Source organism: Isoptericola sp. GX10416 (assembly GCF_056590155.1).
Genome location: NZ_JBWPVO010000001.1, coordinates 294733 through 312602 on the forward strand (window position 1 = coordinate 294733; position 17870 = coordinate 312602).

The following is a 17870-nucleotide window of genomic DNA, read 5'->3' on the forward strand; positions in this document are numbered from 1 at the left end:
CGGCCGCATCACGCCTCCCCCGCCAGGGCTCGCGTGCGGGCGTACCGCTGCGGGTCGAGATCCTCGACGAACACCTTCTGCAGCATGTGCCAGTCAGCCGTGTGCTCGCCGATGAACCCGCCGAGCACGTCGACCCAGGCCTGGGTGAGCTGCTGGACCTGCTCACGCCGGTTCCCGGCGTCGGGCGGCCCGACGGGGGCGTGGAAGCGGATGACGATGCCCCACGCGGTCCCCGCACGACGGCGGCGCTCGCCGTCCAGCCGCTCGTGCCGGATGCCGACGGGGATCAACGGCACACGGGCGGCCACCGCGAGGGCGGCAGGCCCGGCGGCGACCCGTGCCCGGTGGCCGCACAGGTCGACCTCGATCCCGCGGGCGGTGAGGTCGCGGTCCGCCAGGAGCGGCACGAGCCGGGGACCGTCCTCGGCGCCGCGCACCAGGTCGCGGAAGACGCCGTCGTCGCCGAGCGGCAGCACGTCGATGCCGATGGAGCTCCGGAACCTCACGAACTCGTCGAACAACGCCTCCGGCCGTAGCCGTTCGGCCACCGTCAGCACGGGTGCGACGTTCAGCGACGCCCAGGCACCGGCGAGGTCCCAGTTGCCCAGGTGCCCCAGCGCCAGCGAGACCGCTCCGCCCCGGACGGTCACCGGCTCGAGGTTCTCGTACCCCTCGACCCGGACCCGGGCGTCGAGCTGTGCGCGGGTGGCGCCCTGGACGGTGAAGGCCTCGCGGAAGTAGCGCAGGTACCGGCGCATGCCCGTGCGGGACAGCCGACGGACGGCCCGGTCGTCCAGGTCCGGGCGCACGCGGGCGTAGTTGGCCTCCAGCCGGCGCACGCCCGCGCCGTGGCGGAGCCACGTGACGTCGGCGGCCAGGTCGAACAGAGCCCGCAGCAGCGGCTCCGGGACCTTCGGGGCGTGGCGCCAGGCGAACGTGTAGGCGGCAGCGAGGTCCATCACGCCTCCTCGGTGGTGGGCAGGAGCTGGTTCCGGACCGTCAGGACACGTTGGGCGACCGTCACCAGGCTGGCGAGCGCGAGCAGCCCGAGCACGACCACCAGGACGGCGACCGGCAGGCCCACCTGGACGAACGCGGTGGGCACCAGCGCCACGACGAGCCGGTCGGAGCGCTCGGCGATTCCGACGGCCGCCGTGGCACCGACCGACTCGGCCCGCGCACGGGCGTACGGCACGACCGACCCGAGCACCAGGCAGGCCAGGGCCACGATGGTCCCCGCCGTGCCCCACGGCTCGTCGGCGTGCAGCACGAACCACAGCGTGATGCCCGCGAAGACCGCGCCGTCGGAGACCCTGTCGAGCGTCGAGTCGAGGAACGCGCCCCAGGGACCGCTGCGACCGCTCGCCCGCGCCATGACGCCGTCGAGCGAGTCGGTCAGGACGAAGAGACCGATCAGGAGCGCGCCGAGCGTGAGGTGGCCCGCGGGCAACAAGGTCAGCGCGAGGACGGTGACGATCACGGTGCCGGTGACCGTCACCGCGTCCGGAGAGACCCCGCGACGGATCAGCAGGTTCGCCAGGGGGGTGAACAGGCGCTGCATCGTGGCCCGCAGGCGGCCGAACATGGGAGCTCCTCGTCTCGTCGTGCGTGCCGGCAGGCCGGCGTCGCCAGGCTAGCGCCCGGCGCCGGTCAGCGGGCGGGCCACGCCGCAGCGAGCCGCGCGCGGGTGTCCGCGAGCAGCTCGGGCAGCGCCTTCGTCCGCCCGACGACGGGCAGGAAGTTCGCGTCGCCGAGCCACCGCGGGACCACGTGCTGATGCAGGTGCGCGGCGATGCCGGCGCCGGCGGCCTCGCCCTGGTTCATCCCCAGGTTGAACCCGGCCGGCGCGTAGACCTCGCGCAGGACGCGCATCGCGGTCTTCGTCATGGCGGCGAGCTCCGACGTCTCGCCGTCCGTCAGGTCGGTGTAGTCCGAGACGTGCCGGTAGGGCAGGACCATCAGGTGGCCACCGTTGTACGGGTACAGGTTGAGCAGCGCGAAGCAGTCCGCCCCGCGGGCGACGACGAGGCCCTCCTCGTCCTCGCCCGCGGGAATCCGGCAGAACGGGCAGTGCTGCGGCGTGGAGTCAGCGGGCTTGTCCTGCCCGCCGATGTACACCATCCGGTGCGGCGTCCACAGCCGCGAGATGTCGTCCTGGGCCGGGCCGAACGAGTCCGCCGGGTCCAGCCTGGGCGCGCCGTCCTGCTCGCCCACCGTCACACCTGCTCGCGGTCGCGGACCGCCGTCACGACGCGTGCGACGGCGTCGGCCACGGGCACACCGTTCTCCTGCGTGCCGTCGCGGAACCGGAACGAGACCGCGCCCGCCTCGGCGTCCTCGCCGCCGGCGATGAGGACGAACGGCACCTTCTCCTTGGCGGCGTTGCGGATCTTCTTGCCGAACCGGTCGTCGGAGGTGTCCAGCTCAGCTCGGATGCCCTGCGCGCGCAGCTGCGCGACGACGTCGCCCAGGTAGTCGTCGAACGCGTCGGCGACGGGCACCGCCAGGACCTGGACCGGCGCGAGCCAGGCCGGGAAGGCACCCGCGTAGTGCTCGAGCAGCACCGCGAAGAACCGTTCGATGGACCCGAACAGCGCACGATGGATCATCACCGGGCGCTGCCGGGTCCCGTCCGCGGCCGTGTACTGCAGGTCGAACTTCTCCGGCAGGTTGAAGTCCAGCTGGATGGTCGACATCTGCCAGGTCCGGCCGATGGCGTCCCTCGCCTGGACGGAGATCTTGGGACCGTAGAACGCGGCACCGCCCGGGTCCGGCACGAGCTCCAGCCCCGACGCCGTGGCGACCTCCTCGAGCGTCCGGGTGGCCTCCTCCCAGCTGTCGTCGTCGCCGACCGTCTTCTCGGGGTCACGGGTCGACAGCTCGAGGTAGAAGTCGTCCAGGCCGTAGTCACGCAGCAGGTCGAGCACGAACGTCAGCAGCGAGGTGAGCTCGTCGCGCATCTGCTCGCGCGTGCAGTAGATGTGCGCGTCGTCCTGGGTGAAGCCACGGGCGCGCGTGAGTCCGTGCACGACACCGGACTTCTCGTACCGGTACACGGTGCCGAACTCGAACAGCCGCAAGGGCAGCTCGCGGTACGAGCGCCCCCGCGCGTCGAAGATCAGGTTGTGCATCGGGCAGTTCATGGGCTTGAGGTAGTAGTCCTGGCCCGGCTTGCGCACGTTGCCCTCGTCGTCGAGCTCCGCGTCGAGATGCATCGGCGGGTACATGCCGTCGGCGTACCAGTCGAGGTGCCCGGAGGTCTCGAACAGCTTCGACTTGGTGATGTGTGGGCTGTTGACGAACGAGTACCCGGACTCGACGTGCCGCTTGCGCGAGTACTCCTCCATCTCCATGCGCACCATCGCGCCCTTGGGGTGGAACACCGCCAGGCCCGAGCCGATCTCGTCCGGGAAGCTGAACAGGTCCAGCTCGCTGCCCAGGCGCCGGTGGTCACGGCGCTCCGCCTCGGCGAGCCGCTCGAGGTAGCCCTTGAGCTCGTCCTTGCTGGGCCACGCGGTGCCGTAGACGCGCTGCAGCTGCGGGTTCTTCTCGCTGCCGCGCCAGTAGGCGGCCGCCGAGCGCATGAGCTGCACCCCGTTGCCGATGAGCTTCGTCGAGGGCAGGTGCGGGCCCCGGCACAGGTCCGACCACACGACGGTCTCGCTCTCGCGTCCCGCCCCGCGGACGTTGTCGTAGATCGTCAGCTCGCCGGCGCCGACCTCCACGGAGGATCCGTCGTCGTCGGACGACGATCCCTTGAGGCCGATGAGCTCGAGCTTGTACGGCTCGGCGGCGAGCTCGGCGCGGGCCTCGTCCTCGGTGACGACCCGACGGCGGAACGTCTGGCCCTCCTTGATGATGCGGGTCATCGCCTTGTCGAGCTTCTTGAGGTCGTCGGGCGTGAACGGCTCCGCGACGTCGAAGTCGTAGTAGAAGCCGTCGGCGATGGGCGGGCCGATGCCCAGCTTCGCGTCGGGGTTCACCTGCTGCACGGCCTGGGCGAGCACGTGCGCGGCGCTGTGTCGCAGCACGGCGAGCCCGTCGGGCTCGGCGATCGTCACCGGCTCGACGACGGTGCCCGGGGCGAGCTCGCGCGACAGGTCCAGCAGCTCGCCGTCGACGCGCATCACCACGACGTCGCGGCGGTCGGCGAAGAGCTCGGTGCCCGTCGTCGTCGACTCCACCGTCACCGTGGTCGTGGGCTCGGCGGGGTGCGGTACGGCGTCGGACACGGTGGTGCTCCTTGCGGTGGTCGATGGTGGCGCCGCCCGGTGGCGACGCCCCCCGATCGTACCGACACGGCGCTCCGTCGTCGCACCGCTCCGCCCGGTCCGGGACAATGGCACGGTGGTTCCGCACGACACACCCGCCGACGCCCGCGACGCCCCCGACCTGGCAGCGCTCGACGCGCACGTGATCAGGTGCCACGCGTGCCCCCGGCTCGTGGCCTGGCGCGAGCAGGTGGCGTCCCAGCGGCGTGCCGCGTTCCGGGACGAGACCTACTGGGCCCGGCCGGTCCCGGGGTTCGGCGACGAGCACGCCGCCGTCGCGGTGGTCGGCCTGGCGCCGGCCGCGCACGGCGCCAACCGCACCGGGCGCATGTTCACGGGCGACCCCAGCGGTGACTTCCTGTTCGCCGCCCTGCACCGCACCGGGTTCGCGAACCAGCCCCGTGCGACCGGGCGCGACGACGGCATGCGGCTCACCGGGATGCGTCTGGTGGCGCCCGTGCGCTGCGCGCCACCCGACAACCGGCCCACGCCGGACGAGCGGCGCCGCTGCGCCCCGTACCTCGCCCGCGAGCTCGAGCTGCTCGCCCCGACCGTGCGCGTCGCCGTCGCGCTCGGCGCTGTCGGATGGAACGCGCTCCTGGCGACCCTCGGCGAGCAGGGCTGGGCGGTCCCCCGCCCGCGCCCGCGGTTCGCCCACGGTGCGCAGGTCACCCTCGCCCCGGCCGACGACGGCACGCCGGGGAGCTCGACACGCACCAGCCTGACGGTGCTCGGCTGCTACCACGTCTCGCCCCACAACACGTACACCGGCCGACTGACGGAGCCCATGCTCGACGACGTGCTGCGCACCGCGCGGACCCTGGCGGGGCTCGACGCGGTACCGTCCTGACATGACGCCCCGGGACCTCGCGGTCGACCGCTCTGACCCGCCGCTGCAGGCTGACGAGGCCACGACGCTGCGCACCTTTCTCGACTACCACCGCGACACCCTGCGGTGGAAGACGGCGAGCCTCGACGCAGCGCAGCTGGCCACACCGCTCGCCCCCAGCGACATGACCCTGGGCGGCCTCCTCAAACACCTGGCCTACGTCGAGTCGAACTGGTTCTCCGCCGTCATGACCGGTGGTGACGAGCTCGCCCCGTTCGACACGGTCGACTGGTCCGCCGACCGTGACTGGGACTGGCACAGCGCCGCCGACGACTCCCCCGCCGAGCTCCGCATCCTCTTCGACCGCGCCGTGGCCGCCTCGGACCAGGTCATCGACGGGGCGCTCGCGAGCGACGACGGACTCGACCTGCTCTCCGTGCGCACCGACGGACGCACCGGTGAGGCGTTCACGCTCCGCTGGGTCCTGGTGCACATGATCGAGGAGTACGCGCGGCACAACGGGCACGCCGACCTGCTGCGCGAGGCGGTCGACGGTCTCACCGGGGAGTAACACGCCCGCTCATGCGGCACGCGTCGGCTGCTTCGCGATGATCTGCTCCGAGACGAAGGCCACCACGACGGCGACGAGCACCACCGGTGCCATCGCGGCGGAGTGCGGTCCGAGCAGCAGGACGACCAGGACCGCGGAGGAGACCGGGAACGGCAGCACCGCCGCCGTCGCCGCCCCCATCCCGATCGCCATCGCCGGGACGGGACCGAGTCCCGGCAGGCCCGAGGCCAGCACGCCGGCCGCGGCGCCGAGCAGCACCGCGGGGAAGATCCCGCCGCCCCGCAGCGCACCGAGCGAGACCCCGTAGCCGATCGCCTTGAAGGCGAGCAGCGCGACCAGGGCCCCCGCCGACCACGCCGCCGGGTCCGCCGCGAGCGGCCCCAGCAGCCCCTGACCGGAGAGGGTGACCTCCTCGGGGGACCTGCCGGTCAGCAGCGCGTACGCTCCCGCACCCAGGCCGACGACCACCGCCGCACCGACCGCAGCCTGGAAAGGGCGGACGGTGGCACGCGCCTTGGTCCAGTGCCCCCACCGGTGCACCTGGCGGATGCCGAAGGCGATGACCACTGCCAGCGGCACCGCCCACAGCACGTCGGCGAGGTCGAGGCGCACCGGGGCGTCGAGGTCGGGCATCGCGAGCGACGGGATGCTCAGGCCGGTCCACGCACCCATACCCGTGAAGACGAGCGATCCGATGCCCGACGCGAGCAGGCAGGGCAGGACGACGCGAGCGAGCTTCGGCCCCGCCAGGCCGGCGGCCTCCAGGACGAAGACGGCCGCCACGAGCGGGCTGCCGAAGATGGCGGCGAGCGCGGCGGAGGCCCCGGCCGCCGTGATCAGCGCGCGGGCGGTCGGGTCGTCGAGCCTGGCCACCGGCCGCACGAAGATCAGGGCGAAGGCCGAACCGAGAGCCAGGAGCGGCGCCTCGGGTCCGAGGACCGCACCGAGCGGCAGGCCGCCGAGGGAGGCCAGCAGGATGCCCGGGACGTAGGAGGCCGGTACCGGCTCCAGGCCGAGCCCGTCGATCGGCACGTGCCCGCCGTGGCCGGGCAACGAGCGGATCGCGACACCGACCAGCACTCCGCCGAGCATCAACCAGGGCAAGGCCCACCACCACGGCACGCCGTCCAGGCCCACAGCGTCCGGCAGGACCTCCCAGACCGCGTGCTCGATCGCGTGCAGCAGGGCGAGGAACCCGAACGCCACCAACGAGACGGGCATCCCGATCGCCGCCGCGAGCAGGAGCAGACGCACATATCCGCGGGTCCGCACGGCCCGCTGCTCGCCGGAGACCGGGCCGTCGGGCTCGACGACGGGTCCGCGCTGCTCGGCGTCCGACATGTGGGGTCTCGGGTCAGCCGAGGATCTTGGCCTTGGCCGCGGCGAACTCCGCGTCCGTGAGCAGGCCCGCCGACCTCATCTCCCCGAGCTGCTGGAGCTGTGCCAGCGTGTCCGCGCCGGACGGAGCGGTTGGGGCCGGCTGCGCCTGCTGCTGCGCGAGCCGGGCCTGCTGCGCGTCGTAGGCCGCGGCACCGGCCTGCTGCTCCGCCTTCGCGCTCGCCCGGTTGTTCATCCCGCGGCTCACCGCGTTCGCCGTCCCGGCGACCACGGCGGTACGCGCCATGGTCCCGATCAGGCCGGGGCGTCCGATCCTCCTGGGCATCTGTCAGTCCTCCTCGGCGAGGGTGGCGGCCAGCTCCTCGATGGCCGCGGGCGGCACCGTGGTCATGTCGATCAGCGACCCGCCGGCGTCGCGCAGGGCCGAGGTGAGACCCGTGGCCCACGTGTGCTCGAAGACGAGCATCCCGACCGCTGCGCCGGGCGTCAGGTCGTCGGCGACCGCCGCGACGTCGTCCTCGGCGAGGAGCCCGCTCGGCTCCCCGACAAGGTCCGCCAGCTCGTCCGCGGCGTCCGCCGCCTCGAGCCACTCGACGGAACCGTCCTCGTTCTTGCGGATCGCCAGCATGTCCAGGACCTTGATCGTCCCGGCCTGGGAGAGCCGGACGAGCTCCGCGACGATCTCGCCCTTGAACTCGCTGTGCGGGAACTCCACCAGGAGGAGCTCCACCGGTGCGGCGGCGTTCATGTCCTGCCTCTCGGTCGGCGAGTCGGGCGCGACGAACGTCCAGGTCACCCGTCACGATCATCGAACCGCACCGAGAGGACCGCAACAGGAGGCAGCACCGGGCACGCCCTCGCGAGGGTCGTGTGAGGTGACTGTGAAGGCGGCCGCGTCGGGCGGCGCGCCTCGGGCAACCGCTCGCAGAATGGCAGGGTGCGTACGACCGACACCCCGATCTTCGATGCTCTCGCCCGCGAGTTCGAGGCCCAGCGCCCTCTGGTCCACGTGGCTTCCGCGCTGGGTGCCGACCCGCTCGGCGATCCGCTCTCGCGCACCCACGCCACGGAGGTCTCATGGTCCGGACAGCGGCGGGGCACGCTCCCCCGGCGCGCGCGTTCCCGCGCGGAGGGCTCGCCCGCCTGAGCCCGGGCTGCGGTCGGATGCCTGGAATCTCCAGCCGCCCCGCGACGTTGAGAAGAAAAGCACAAAGTCCATGTCCCGGTGCGGGCCGTCGGCCCCCGGGACCCACCCGAGGGGGTCTTATGCCACGCATCCGAATGCCCAAGCGCATCGAGTTCGAGAACGACGCCGGCCAGACCGTCCGTTATGTCCGGCGCGGCGACGGCGGCTACGTCTCGCCGCAGGCCGTGGTCGCACCCGACGTCGTCGTCGGCCGCGGGACGTACGTCGAGAGCGGCGCACGCGTCGACGCCGGCGCCCGGCTCGGTGAGGTGACCTGGGTCGACCATGACGCGGTCGTCGGGCGCGACGCCCGGATCGGCAGCAGCGTGCACCTGGGTCCCGGCTCGTTCGTCGGCGCCGGGGCGCGCGTCGCCGACCATGTCCAGCTCGGGCGAGACGTCCGCGTCGAGGCGTCCGCGACCGTCGAGGCGGAGGCGTCGGTGCCGGACGGGGAGGTCGTCCGACACCGCTACGCCCAGGCCGCCTGACCGCGGCGCCGCCCTCACCTCGGCAGCGTCGCCGCGCGCCCCCTTGCCGGACCGCGCCGCAACCGGCACGCTGGTGTGACGTGCCTCACGACGACGTGGGGTGCCGCGCTGAGGAGGTGCCGGATGACGTCCACCGAGCTTGCCGCTCTCCGCCGTGCGATCGAGCAGCTCCGCCACACCGTCGCTGGGGTGCACCACACCTTCGGTGACGCGCCCGCGGTGCGCCGGCTGCGCAACGACGTGGAGCGGTTGGAGATCGACGCCGGGGAGCTGGCATCCGCCCCGCCCCCGCGCGCGGACACCCTGACCGAGCACGTCGTCGTCCCGGACACTCCGCTGGACGAGTCGCTGTGGACCGGGGCCGACGACGAAGGGGTCGGCGGCTACCACGGCGACCGGCCGTGACGGCGACCGCCGGAGGGGTCGACGCCCCCGGGCGCGCCGAGGTCGGTGCGCGGACGCTGCGCACGGACCGGTGGTGGCTGGCTCCGGCGGCCACCGCCGTCGGCCTGCTGGCCTTCGTCGTGTACGGGGGCGTGCGGACGTTCCAGCAGCAGTACTTCTTCGCCGACGAGCGCTACCTCACGCCGTTCTACTCGCCGTGCGTGTCGCTCGGGTGCGCGTCGGAACCGGGAGCGGCGCACTTCGGGATGTTCCTGCCCGACCATCCCCTCATCCCCTACGCGGCCCTCAGCCTGCCGTTCCTGCTGGGTTTCCGGCTGACCTGCTACTACTACCGCAAGGCCTACTACCGGTCGTTCTGGCTCTCACCCCCGGCGTGCGCCGTGCCCGAGCCGCACGCGCAGTACTCGGGCGAGACCCGCTTCCCGCTGATCCTGCAGAACGTGCACCGGTACTTCTTCTACGTCGCCGTGCTGGTGTCGCTCGTCAACACCTACGACGCGCTCGTCGCGTTCCGGCATCCCACCGACGGGTTCGTGGTCGGCGTCGGCAATCTCGTGCTGCTGGTCAACGTCGCGCTGCTGTGGCTCTACACGGTGTCCTGCCACTCCTGCCGGCACGTGATGGGCGGGCGGCTCACGCACTTCTCGAAACACCCCGTGCGCTACCGGTTGTGGACCTGGATCTCGGTGCTCAACACCCGCCACATGCTGTTCGCGTGGGTGACGCTCGGCACGCTCGTGCTCACCGACCTGTACGTCGCGCTCGTCGCTGCCGGGACGATCACCGACTTCCGCATCCTCGGCGCCGGGGGCATGTGATGACCGAGACCGAGCACCACGACTACGACGTCCTCGTCATCGGGGCGGGCGGCGCCGGGCTGCGGGCCGCGATCGCGGCGCGGGAGCGCGGGATGCGCACCGCCGTCGTCTGCAAGTCCCTGTTCGGCAAGGCGCACACGGTCATGGCGGAGGGCGGGTGCGCCGCCGCCATGGGCAACGTCAACTCGAACGACTCGTGGCAGGTGCACTACCGCGACACGATGCGGGGCGGGAAGTTCCTCAACAGCTGGCGGATGGCGGAGCTGCACGCCCAGGAGGCGCCCGACCGCGTCTGGGAGCTCGAGACCTACGGCGCCCTGTTCGACCGCACGGACGACGGGCGGATCCACCAGCGCAACTTCGGCGGCCACACCTACCCCCGGCTCGCGCACGTCGGCGACCGGACCGGCCTGGAGCTGATCCGGAGCCTCCAGCAGCGCATCGTCGCGCTCCAGCAGGAGGACCACGCCGCCACCGGCGACTACGAGTCCCGGCTGCGCGTCTTCGCCGAGTGCACGGTCACCGAGCTCCTGACCGACGACGACGCGATCGCGGGTGCGTTCGGCTACCGGCGAGAGTCAGGCCGGTTCCTCGAGATCGCGGCGCCCGCGGTGGTCCTCGCCACCGGCGGGATCGGCAAGTCGTTCCAGGTGACGTCGAACTCGTGGGAGTACACCGGCGACGGGCACGCCCTCGCCCTGCGCGCCGGAGCCAACCTCGTCGACATGGAGTTCGTCCAGTTCCACCCGACGGGGATGGTCTGGCCGCCCAGCGTGAAGGGCATCCTCGTCACCGAGGGCGTGCGCGGCGACGGCGGCGTGCTGAAGAACTCCGAGGGTGAGCGGTTCATGTTCCGCTACGTCCCAGAGGTGTTCACCGGCCAGTACGCCCAGAGCGAGGAGGAGGCGGACCGCTGGTACGAGGACCAGGAGAACAACCGCCGCACCCCCGACCTGCTCCCCCGCGACGAGGTCGCGCGGGCGATCAACACGGAGGTCAAGGAGGGCCGGGGATCACCGCACGGCGGCGTCTACCTCGACATCGCGAGCCGCATGGAGTCCGAGGAGATCAAGCGCCGCCTGCCGTCGATGTACCACCAGTTCAAGGAGCTGGCCGACGTCGACATCACCGCCGAGGCGATGGAGGTCGGCCCCACCTGTCACTACGTGATGGGTGGGATCGAGGTCGACCCGGACACCGGGCGGTCCAGCGTGCCGGGGCTGTTCGCGGCCGGCGAGTGTGCCAGCGGCATGCACGGCTCGAACCGGCTCGGCGGCAACTCGTTGTCCGACCTGCTCGTCTTCGGCCGCAGGGCCGGTCTCGGCGCGGCCGACCACGTCGAGGCGCTCGACCGCCGGCCGGCAGTCAACGAGCAGGCGGTGGGCATGGCCGCCGCGAGGGCGCTCGAGCCGTTCGACGCGCCGCCCGGCACCACCGCCGAGAACCCCTACACCCTGCACACCGACCTGCAGCAGACGATGAACGACCTCGTGGGCATCATCCGCACGGACGCCGAGATGGTCTCGGCGCTCGAGCGCCTCGACGAGCTCCGCGACCGGGTGCGCGACGTCGTCGTCGAGGGCCACCGCCAGTACAACCCGGGCTGGCACCTCGCGTTGGACCTGCGGAACATGCTTCTGGTGGGCGAGGCCGTGGCGACGTCGGCCCTCCTGCGCACGGAGAGCCGCGGCGGTCACACCCGCGACGACTACCCCGACCTGGAACCCGCCTGGCGCCGCCGCGTCCTGGTGACCCATCTGCGCGACGACGCCGACGGCGGGACGCGCGGTCCGGTGGTGCCGCGCCTCGTGGTCGAGCCCGCCGAGCGAGCGGCGATGCGCGACGACCTCCTCGCACTCTTCGAGCTCGCGGAGCTCGAGAAGTACTACACGGCGGACGAGCTGGCGACGCATCCCGAGCGCTCGGGTGAGAGGGGCACGGCATGACGTACACGGGCCGGTTCCGCGTCTGGCGCGGAGACGCCGAGGGCGGCGCGCTGCACGACTACGAGGTGGAGGTCAACGAGGGTGAGGTGGTCCTCGACGTCCTGCACCGGCTGCAGGCGACGCAGACGCCGGACCTCGCGGTGCGCTGGAACTGCAAGGCGGGCAAGTGCGGGTCGTGCTCCGCGGAGATCGACGGCCGCCCTCGGCTGCTCTGCATGACGCGGATGTCCGTGTTCGCTCCGGACGACGTCGTGACGGTGACCCCGATGCGGACGTTCCCCGTCCTGCGGGACCTCGTGACGGACGTCTCGTTCAACTACGCGAAGGCTCGTGAGGTCCCGTCGTTCAGCCCGCCGGCCGATCTTGCACCCGGCGAGTACCGCATGCAGCAGGTCGACGTCGAGCGGTCCCAGGAGTTCCGCAAGTGCATCGAATGCTTCCTGTGCCAGGACGTGTGCCACGTGGTGCGCGACCACGAGGAGAACAAGGAGGCGTTCTCCGGGCCCCGGTTCCTGATCCGCATCGCCGAGCTGGAGATGCACCCGCTCGACGTCGCGGACCGCGTGGGCGCCGCCCAGGACGAGCACGGCCTCGGCCGGTGCAACATCACCAAGTGCTGCACCGAGGTGTGCCCCGAGGGCATCAAGATCACCGACAACGCGCTCATCCCCATGAAGGAGCGCGTCGCAGGTCGCCGGTACGACCCGCTCGTCTGGCTGGGTCGGACGATCTCGCGCCGCCGCTGAGGGTCACCAGCGGTTGTGGACCTCCTCGGCCCAGCCGACGAGGCCGGAGAACTCGACCGGTTCGCCGCCGCCCGGAGGCGTGAACGTCCCCGACCAACGGCCGAAGCACTGGTCGGTGACGGAGGACACCACGGCGAGGTTCGTCCGCGACACCTTGTCGTAGAACGGCTCGAACGTCGCGTCGAGCCCGCCGCCCGTCACCCGCCACGGACGGCGCCAGTCCGCGACGTCGTAGTCCCACGTGAGCTCGGCGGGGATGAAGTGCAGCCGCCCGTCGACGACGACGGCGTTCTCGGTGGACCCCGTCCCGGCCGTCCAGCGTCCACCGACCTGGATCCCGACCGTCCGCCCGCCGGAGCGCCCGGCCCCTGCACCCCAGTTCCAGCTGACGTCGTACGGCCACCGTCCGCGCCCGTGGTCGAGCACCGCCCACGACTCACCGTCGACCAACTCGTGGGTCTCGCCCGCCGTCGTGACCGTCCCCCGCGCCGGCCGCGCGACGTCCTTGACGGTGTACTGGAAGCGGGTGTCGCTCCACGGCACCACCACCGCGAGCCGCTCGTGGCCGTCGGGCAGCTCGGCGACGACGTCGAACGATGCGTCGCCGGTCCGCGCACGCAGCCGGGTGCCGCCCGGCACCTCGTCGAAGGCGATGTCCAGACCTCGTGCGCGAGCACGGACGGGGCCGGCACCGAACGTCCCCGGCAGACGGACCCCTCGCGGCGGGACGACCGTCACGGCAGCGCCGTAGGTCTCTTCCGTCGCACGGTCGAGCACCCACACCTCGTGCACGGCCGCGTAATCGATCGAAGACACCGTGGCGGCCAGGACGTGCGTCGGGGTGACGACGCCCCAGTACTCCCACCTCTTGTTGCGGCCGAGGAACCGCCGCCCGTCGCGGGCGATGCCGTCGGTGTCAACCAGCGGACGGCGTGCCCATCCGACCGCGCGACGGTCCAGCCGCCCGTCGGGCCGGGTCAGGGAGGTGCGCGCGGTGAGCTCGGGGAGCGTCATGACGCCCGATCATAGGCTGCGGCGGGCCGCCTGCAGGAGACATGCAGAAGGCCCTCGACCGGAGTCTCCGCCGGTCGAGGGCCTTCTGCACAGGGTGGGCGATACTGGGTTCGAACCAGTGACCTCTTCGGTGTGAACGAAGCGCGCTACCACTGCGCCAATCGCCCGAGTGCGAGGTCGATAGTAGTCACAGATCGGGCGCTGGTCCAAACCGGGACGGTGCGGCGTGGCCCACAGGCCGGGCGGCGTCGCCCCAGGTGAGATCGGGCGCGGGTCAGGGGTCGACGCGCTCGCGGCAGAGCTCCTCGAACAGCACGCGCGCCTCCGCCGAGACCTCCCCGACCGCGACCTCGACCCCGTCGAGCCAGGTCACCGGCTGGATGTTGCGTCCCGAGGACGTCAGCACGAGCTGCACGTCACCGGAGTCGACCTCGTCAAGGACCGCAAAGGGTAGTTCCCCCGCACGGGCTTCGCGCACGGGGAGCCCGTTCTCGGCGCCCCACTCGAGCAGCAGCTGCCGAGTGATGCCGGCCAGTGCCCCGGACTCGAGCAGCGGGGTCACGAGCTCTCCGCCCCGTTCGACGAACACGTTGGAGCCCGTCCCCTCGCAGAGGTCCCCCACGGTGTTGGGCAGGATGGTCTCGTCCGCGCCCTGCGCCTTGGCGTGGGCGAGGGCCACGACGTTCTCGGCGTACGACGTCGTCTTGAGTCCGGCGATCGCTGAGCGCTCGTTGCGCGGCCACGGAGAGCGCACCGAGCGCGACTCCGGTGCCATGACCGATTCCTGCGCGGCGACGACCACGGTCTGCGCGCCCTCCACACGGTTCGAGCCGAGCGGTCCCACGCCGGCCGTGACGGTGATGCGCAACCGGCCGTCGAACGCCCCGCCCGACCGCACCGCCTCCTGCAGGACGGCCGCGACGCCGTCGCGCACCTTCTGCTCGTCGGGCACTTCCAGACCCAGCCCGGCGGCGGACCGCGCGAGCCGTGCCAGATGCCGCGTGAGCGCGAACGCCCGCCCGTCGAGCACCGTGCACGTCTCGAAGACGCCGTCACCCACCGTGATGCCGTGGTCGACCGCGCTCATCGCGGCCTCCCCCGCACCGACCAACCGGCCTTCGGCCCAGATCACCAGACTCATAGGGTCAGTCTGCCCGACGACGGCGGTAGACCAGGTGCGTCCGTCACCGCGGGCAGTGTCGCCCCGACCGCCAGAGGTTGCTCTCGGGGGCGGTGACCGTCGCCGAGGCGAGCCCGACGAGGCGCTCCGCCTTGAGCTCGGTCTCGCGCCACTCGGCCACCGGGTCCGAGTCCCACGTGATCCCGGCGCCCGTACCGAACCGCAGGACGCCGTCGTCGCGCGGGCCACGCTCCCACCAGAAGGTACGGATGCCGACGGCGAGCTCTGCGCAGTCGCCGTCCACCCAGCCGACCGCGCCGCAGTACGGCCCCCGAGGCGCCGTCTCGAGCTCGTCGATGATCCGCAGCGCCGAAGACTTGGGAGCCCCGGAGACGGACCCTGGCGGGAAGGTGGCTCCCAGCACCTGGCCCCACCGGTCCTCCGCCGCCGCGACCTCGGGGGCCAGGGCGCCGCGGACCCGCGAGACGAGGTGCACGAGCCCGGGGTGCTCCTCCAGGCCCAGCAGGTCGGTGACGGCCACGGTTCCCGGCGTGCACACCCGTTGCAGGTCGTTGCGCACCAGGTCGGTGATCATCACGTTCTCGGCCCGGTCCTTGTCCGTAAGCCCGGCCGCTGTGCGGGCGGTGCCCTTGATCGGACCGGACGCGAGCGCTCCGCCGTCCAGGGACAGGTACAGCTCGGGCGAGGCCGAGACGACCCACACCGGTTCGACGCCGGAGCTCGCCGGCACGTGGACGCCCGCACCGTACGGTGCAGGGTTCCCGGCGGCGAGCCGGGCCGCGAGTGCCGCAGCGTCCGGCTCGACCGGTGTGCCGCCGTCGTGCACCAGCGGGAGCGGCGCCTGGAGCACCCGGCACACGTTGACCTGGTAGACGGTCCCCTCGCGGACGTGGTCGTGGACGCGACGCACGGCGGCCTGGTAGGCGTCCCGGTCCAGGGAGCTGCGCCAGCTCGTCGGCTCCGGGCCACGCCATGCGGTGCCCGACGGCGCGAGGTCGCCGGGCGGGACGCCGTCGGACACGTGGGCGAACCGCCAGGCCCGCGCGCGGCCGCCGCGCCCGAACGCCTCGAAGTCGACCACGATGAACCACGGCCCGGTCTCCGCGAGGCGGTGCGGCTCCTGGTCGAGGTCGACGCACTCGACGACGTCGCTGGCGAGGCGGCCGGCGAAGGAGGCCCAGGATCTCTGTTCGTCCACGCAGCGAACGCTATGCCAAGCACGCCCCGCGGGACGATTGGACGGAATCGGGCTAGGTCAACTAATGTTTCCCTCGCGCCGGAACGCCGGGGAGCGATCCCCTCTGTCCGGTCGTGCGGATGTAGCTCAGTTGGTAGAGCACCACCTTGCCAAGGTGGATGTCGCGGGTCCGAGTCCCGTCATCCGCTCGGAGGCCCACTCCCTGCCTCCTCGGCGACGAGGTAGCGGGAGAGCACGCTTTCTCAATGGTGGGTTGGCCGAGAGGCGAGGCAGCGGCCTGCAAAGCCGTATACACGGGTTCGAATCCCGTACCCACCTCGGGCGATTGGCGCAGCGGTAGCGCGCTTCCCTGACACGGAAGAGGTCACTGGTTCGATCCCAGTATCGCCCACCACCCACGAAGGCCCCGGACATCTGTCCGGGGCCTTCGTGCATCCTGAGCCCGCCCGGCGTAACGTCACGAGCATGTGCCGGAACATCACCACCCTGCGAGGCCTCGAGCCTGCGGCCACGGCCGAGGAGATCGAGGCCGCTGCTGCCCAGTTCGTCCGCAAGGTGACTGGCGTCGCGTCGAACGCGGCCCCGGCCTCGCGCGAGCCCTGCGAGGCCGCCGCCGCCGAGATCACCCAGATCGTCACCCGTCTGCTCGGCGAGCTGCCTGCCCGCCGGCAGCCACCGCAGACCGTCCCGCCCCTGCGGCGCCCGGAGGTGCAGGCGCGCCTCGCAGCGCAGCAGCCGGCCTGATCCGCACCCCGCGCCCGGCGATGGCCCCGGCCTGCCGAGGCGCAGGTCACACCCGTGGCGATTGGACCAGCACCCGAGGGTTCCAGTAATGTTCCTCAGGCGCCGGAACACCGGGGAGCGATCCCTGGAACACCTGTCCGGCCATGCGGATGTAGCTCAGTTGGTAGAGCACCACCTTGCCAAGGTGGATGTCGCGGGTCCGAGTCCCGTCATCCGCTCCACGGGCGATTGGCGCAGCGGGAGCGCGCTTCCCTGACACGGAAGAGGTCACTGGTTCGATCCCAGTATCGCCCACCACCCACGAAGGCCCCGGACATCCGTCCGGGGCCTTCGTCCGTCTCAGGTGGTGTCGACGACGCCCACGTGGCGGTGTGCCAGAATGCGGACGAACCTCGCGAAGGAGACGCCCGTGACCCGCTCGTCCTCGGACCGCCCGGCCCGTACCCGCCGCCGTCTCGTGCGCCTGGCGATCGTCGCCGTCGTGCTCCTCGTGACCGGGGTGTTCACGCTCGACGGCCTCGCACGCAGCACCGAGGGCACGCTGTCCTCCTTCCTGGCGGGCGTCACCGCACCGGAGGCCTCCCCCGGGTCCGCCCTGGCCGCGGTGGACGACCTCGCGGTCAAGGGCCGCGCGCCGAAGACCGGTTACGACCGCGACGAGTTCGGCCCCGCCTGGGCCGACGTCGACCGCAACGGGTGCGACACCCGCAACGACATCCTCGCGCGGGACCTCACCGAGGTGACCTACGAGGAGGGCACCCACGAGTGCATCGTCCTCACCGGCGACCTGGCTGACCCGTTCACGGGCGAGGCGATCGCCTTCCAGCGCGGGCAGAAGACGTCGACTGCCGTCCAGATCGACCACGTCGTCGCCCTCTCGGACGCTTGGCAGAAGGGCGCCCAGGCGCTGGGCGAGGACGAGCGCCGTGAGCTGGCGAACGACCCGCTGAACCTGCTCGCCGTCGACGGCCCGTCCAACGGCGCCAAGGGTGACGGCGACACCGCGACCTGGCTACCGCCGAACACGTCCTACCGTTGCGAGTACGTCGCGCGCCAGGTCGCGGTGAAGCTGCGCTACGAGCTGTGGGTCACCACCGCAGAGCAGGCGGCCATGACCGACGTCCTGTCGACCTGCCCGGACGAGACGCTGCCGACCGCCGGGTAGGCTCACCGCC

At 72.2% G+C, this 17870-nt stretch carries 20 protein-coding genes and 6 tRNA genes; 15 read left to right on the forward strand and 11 right to left on the reverse strand.

Annotation, left to right across the window (positions count from 1 at the left end):
• Nucleotides 1–8 precede the first annotated feature (8 nt).
• The 4 genes from ACWAT2_RS01435 to thrS form a co-directional block, all read right to left on the reverse strand.
• On the reverse strand, nucleotides 9–959 hold the full coding sequence (locus ACWAT2_RS01435; protein ID WP_402371678.1) for a phosphatidylinositol mannoside acyltransferase: 951 nt from the start codon (nucleotides 957–959) through the stop codon (nucleotides 9–11).
• A complete protein-coding gene (gene pgsA, locus ACWAT2_RS01440; RefSeq protein WP_402371676.1) occupies nucleotides 959–1585 on the reverse strand; it encodes a phosphatidylinositol phosphate synthase in 627 nt (208 codons plus the stop codon). The genes ACWAT2_RS01435 and pgsA overlap by 1 nt, the downstream gene beginning before the upstream one ends.
• A gap of 65 nt (nucleotides 1586–1650) precedes the next feature.
• A complete protein-coding gene (locus ACWAT2_RS01445; protein ID WP_402371674.1) occupies nucleotides 1651–2214 on the reverse strand; it encodes an HIT family protein in 564 nt (187 codons plus the stop codon).
• 2 nt (nucleotides 2215–2216) lie between these two features.
• Complete coding sequence (thrS, locus tag ACWAT2_RS01450) at nucleotides 2217–4232, reverse strand: threonine--tRNA ligase (protein ID WP_402371673.1); 2016 nt, start codon at nucleotides 4230–4232, stop codon at nucleotides 2217–2219.
• Nucleotides 4233–4347: 115 nt separating this feature from the next.
• Here thrS and ACWAT2_RS01455 point away from each other — a divergent pair, with 115 nt between their 5' ends.
• Both ACWAT2_RS01455 and ACWAT2_RS01460 read left to right on the forward strand, forming a co-directional pair.
• The gene (locus ACWAT2_RS01455) at nucleotides 4348–5121 is read left to right on the forward strand and encodes a uracil-DNA glycosylase (protein WP_402371671.1); all 774 of its coding nucleotides are present in this window, start codon (nucleotides 4348–4350) and stop codon (nucleotides 5119–5121) included.
• 1 nt (nucleotide 5122) lies between these two features.
• A complete protein-coding gene (locus ACWAT2_RS01460) occupies nucleotides 5123–5671 on the forward strand; it encodes a DinB family protein (protein ID WP_402371669.1) in 549 nt (182 codons plus the stop codon).
• Between the two features lie 9 nt (nucleotides 5672–5680).
• Here ACWAT2_RS01460 and ACWAT2_RS01465 read toward each other — a convergent pair whose 3' ends face one another.
• Genes ACWAT2_RS01465 through ACWAT2_RS01475 form a run of 3 tightly spaced genes read right to left on the reverse strand, consistent with a single transcriptional unit; the run spans nucleotide 5681 to nucleotide 7805 of the window.
• Nucleotides 5681–7012: a chloride channel protein gene (locus tag ACWAT2_RS01465; RefSeq protein ID WP_402371668.1), complete on the reverse strand. Its 1332-nt coding sequence runs from the start codon at nucleotides 7010–7012 to the stop codon at nucleotides 5681–5683.
• A gap of 13 nt (nucleotides 7013–7025) precedes the next feature.
• On the reverse strand, nucleotides 7026–7334 hold the full coding sequence (locus tag ACWAT2_RS01470) for an SHOCT domain-containing protein (RefSeq protein ID WP_402371666.1): 309 nt from the start codon (nucleotides 7332–7334) through the stop codon (nucleotides 7026–7028).
• Between the two features lie 3 nt (nucleotides 7335–7337).
• On the reverse strand, nucleotides 7338–7805 hold the full coding sequence (locus ACWAT2_RS01475; protein WP_402371664.1) for a DUF1269 domain-containing protein: 468 nt from the start codon (nucleotides 7803–7805) through the stop codon (nucleotides 7338–7340).
• A gap of 141 nt (nucleotides 7806–7946) precedes the next feature.
• On the opposite strand from ACWAT2_RS01475, the gene ACWAT2_RS01480 reads away from it, so the two are divergent.
• The 6 genes from ACWAT2_RS01480 (at nucleotide 7947) to ACWAT2_RS01505 (ending at nucleotide 12598) form a co-directional block, all read left to right on the forward strand.
• Nucleotides 7947–8156, forward strand: coding sequence for a hypothetical protein (locus ACWAT2_RS01480; RefSeq protein ID WP_402371663.1), 210 nt, complete (start codon nucleotides 7947–7949; stop codon nucleotides 8154–8156).
• Nucleotides 8157–8290: 134 nt separating this feature from the next.
• A complete protein-coding gene (locus tag ACWAT2_RS01485; protein WP_480048374.1) occupies nucleotides 8291–8683 on the forward strand; it encodes an LbetaH domain-containing protein in 393 nt (130 codons plus the stop codon).
• A gap of 123 nt (nucleotides 8684–8806) precedes the next feature.
• Nucleotides 8807–9088 carry a hypothetical protein gene (locus ACWAT2_RS01490; protein ID WP_402371661.1) on the forward strand — a complete coding sequence of 94 codons (282 nt, stop codon included), beginning with the start codon at nucleotides 8807–8809 and terminating at the stop codon, nucleotides 9086–9088.
• Nucleotides 9085–9906 (forward strand): hypothetical protein, encoded by an 822-nt coding sequence (locus ACWAT2_RS01495; RefSeq protein WP_402371659.1) that lies wholly within the window; start codon nucleotides 9085–9087, stop codon nucleotides 9904–9906. Before ACWAT2_RS01490 ends, ACWAT2_RS01495 begins: the two co-directional genes overlap by 4 nt.
• On the forward strand, nucleotides 9906–11852 hold the full coding sequence (locus tag ACWAT2_RS01500; RefSeq protein ID WP_402371657.1) for a fumarate reductase/succinate dehydrogenase flavoprotein subunit: 1947 nt from the start codon (nucleotides 9906–9908) through the stop codon (nucleotides 11850–11852). The genes ACWAT2_RS01495 and ACWAT2_RS01500 overlap by 1 nt, the downstream gene beginning before the upstream one ends.
• Nucleotides 11849–12598 (forward strand): succinate dehydrogenase/fumarate reductase iron-sulfur subunit, encoded by a 750-nt coding sequence (locus ACWAT2_RS01505; RefSeq protein ID WP_402371656.1) that lies wholly within the window; start codon nucleotides 11849–11851, stop codon nucleotides 12596–12598. Before ACWAT2_RS01500 ends, ACWAT2_RS01505 begins: the two co-directional genes overlap by 4 nt.
• Before the next feature lie 3 nt (nucleotides 12599–12601).
• Here ACWAT2_RS01505 and ACWAT2_RS01510 read toward each other — a convergent pair whose 3' ends face one another.
• From ACWAT2_RS01510 to ACWAT2_RS01525, 4 genes are all read right to left on the reverse strand, one after another.
• A complete protein-coding gene (locus ACWAT2_RS01510; RefSeq protein ID WP_402371655.1) occupies nucleotides 12602–13612 on the reverse strand; it encodes a DUF2804 domain-containing protein in 1011 nt (336 codons plus the stop codon).
• 95 nt (nucleotides 13613–13707) lie between these two features.
• Nucleotides 13708–13779 (reverse strand) — tRNA-Val (locus ACWAT2_RS01515).
• 107 nt (nucleotides 13780–13886) lie between these two features.
• A complete protein-coding gene (locus ACWAT2_RS01520; RefSeq protein ID WP_402371654.1) occupies nucleotides 13887–14753 on the reverse strand; it encodes an aminotransferase class IV in 867 nt (288 codons plus the stop codon).
• A gap of 43 nt (nucleotides 14754–14796) precedes the next feature.
• Complete coding sequence (locus tag ACWAT2_RS01525; protein WP_402371653.1) at nucleotides 14797–15951, reverse strand: chorismate-binding protein; 1155 nt, start codon at nucleotides 15949–15951, stop codon at nucleotides 14797–14799.
• A 115-nt stretch (nucleotides 15952–16066) separates the two neighbouring features.
• Between ACWAT2_RS01525 and ACWAT2_RS01530 the strand changes: the two genes are divergently transcribed.
• The 7 genes from ACWAT2_RS01530 (at nucleotide 16067) to ACWAT2_RS01560 (ending at nucleotide 17860) form a co-directional block, all read left to right on the forward strand.
• Nucleotides 16067–16139 (forward strand) — tRNA-Gly (locus tag ACWAT2_RS01530).
• A gap of 59 nt (nucleotides 16140–16198) precedes the next feature.
• Nucleotides 16199–16269, forward strand: a tRNA-Cys gene (locus ACWAT2_RS01535).
• A gap of 1 nt (nucleotide 16270) precedes the next feature.
• Nucleotides 16271–16345 (forward strand) — tRNA-Val (locus ACWAT2_RS01540).
• A 71-nt stretch (nucleotides 16346–16416) separates the two neighbouring features.
• Entirely contained in the window at nucleotides 16417–16695 is a 279-nt protein-coding gene (locus ACWAT2_RS01545) for a DUF2277 family protein (RefSeq protein ID WP_402371652.1), read from the forward strand.
• A gap of 145 nt (nucleotides 16696–16840) precedes the next feature.
• A tRNA-Gly gene (locus ACWAT2_RS01550) sits at nucleotides 16841–16916 on the forward strand.
• A 1-nt stretch (nucleotide 16917) separates the two neighbouring features.
• Nucleotides 16918–16992: transfer RNA gene (locus ACWAT2_RS01555), tRNA-Val, on the forward strand.
• Between the two features lie 112 nt (nucleotides 16993–17104).
• On the forward strand, nucleotides 17105–17860 hold the full coding sequence (locus tag ACWAT2_RS01560; protein ID WP_402371651.1) for an HNH endonuclease family protein: 756 nt from the start codon (nucleotides 17105–17107) through the stop codon (nucleotides 17858–17860).
• The last annotated feature ends 10 nt before the right edge of the window (nucleotides 17861–17870 follow it).

Bases quoted from the DNA above. Each gene is read 5' to 3' on its own strand.
- ACWAT2_RS01505 (WP_402371656.1), top strand. From the start codon at position 11,849: ATGACGTACACGGGCCGGTTCCGCGTCTGGCGCGGAGACGCCGAGGGC.
- ACWAT2_RS01520 (WP_402371654.1), bottom strand. From the start codon at position 14,753: ATGAGTCTGGTGATCTGGGCCGAAGGCCGGTTGGTCGGTGCGGGGGAG.
- ACWAT2_RS01490 (WP_402371661.1), top strand. From the start codon at position 8,807: ATGACGTCCACCGAGCTTGCCGCTCTCCGCCGTGCGATCGAGCAGCTC.
- ACWAT2_RS01460 (WP_402371669.1), top strand. From the start codon at position 5,123: ATGACGCCCCGGGACCTCGCGGTCGACCGCTCTGACCCGCCGCTGCAG.
- ACWAT2_RS01435 (WP_402371678.1), bottom strand. From the start codon at position 959: ATGGACCTCGCTGCCGCCTACACGTTCGCCTGGCGCCACGCCCCGAAG.
- ACWAT2_RS01510 (WP_402371655.1), bottom strand. From the start codon at position 13,612: ATGACGCTCCCCGAGCTCACCGCGCGCACCTCCCTGACCCGGCCCGAC.
- ACWAT2_RS01545 (WP_402371652.1), top strand. From the start codon at position 16,417: ATGTGCCGGAACATCACCACCCTGCGAGGCCTCGAGCCTGCGGCCACG.
- ACWAT2_RS01465 (WP_402371668.1), bottom strand. From the start codon at position 7,012: ATGTCGGACGCCGAGCAGCGCGGACCCGTCGTCGAGCCCGACGGCCCG.
- ACWAT2_RS01470 (WP_402371666.1), bottom strand. From the start codon at position 7,334: ATGCCCAGGAGGATCGGACGCCCCGGCCTGATCGGGACCATGGCGCGT.
- ACWAT2_RS01485 (WP_480048374.1), top strand. From the start codon at position 8,291: ATGCCCAAGCGCATCGAGTTCGAGAACGACGCCGGCCAGACCGTCCGT.
- pgsA (WP_402371676.1), bottom strand. From the start codon at position 1,585: ATGTTCGGCCGCCTGCGGGCCACGATGCAGCGCCTGTTCACCCCCCTG.
- ACWAT2_RS01500 (WP_402371657.1), top strand. From the start codon at position 9,906: ATGACCGAGACCGAGCACCACGACTACGACGTCCTCGTCATCGGGGCG.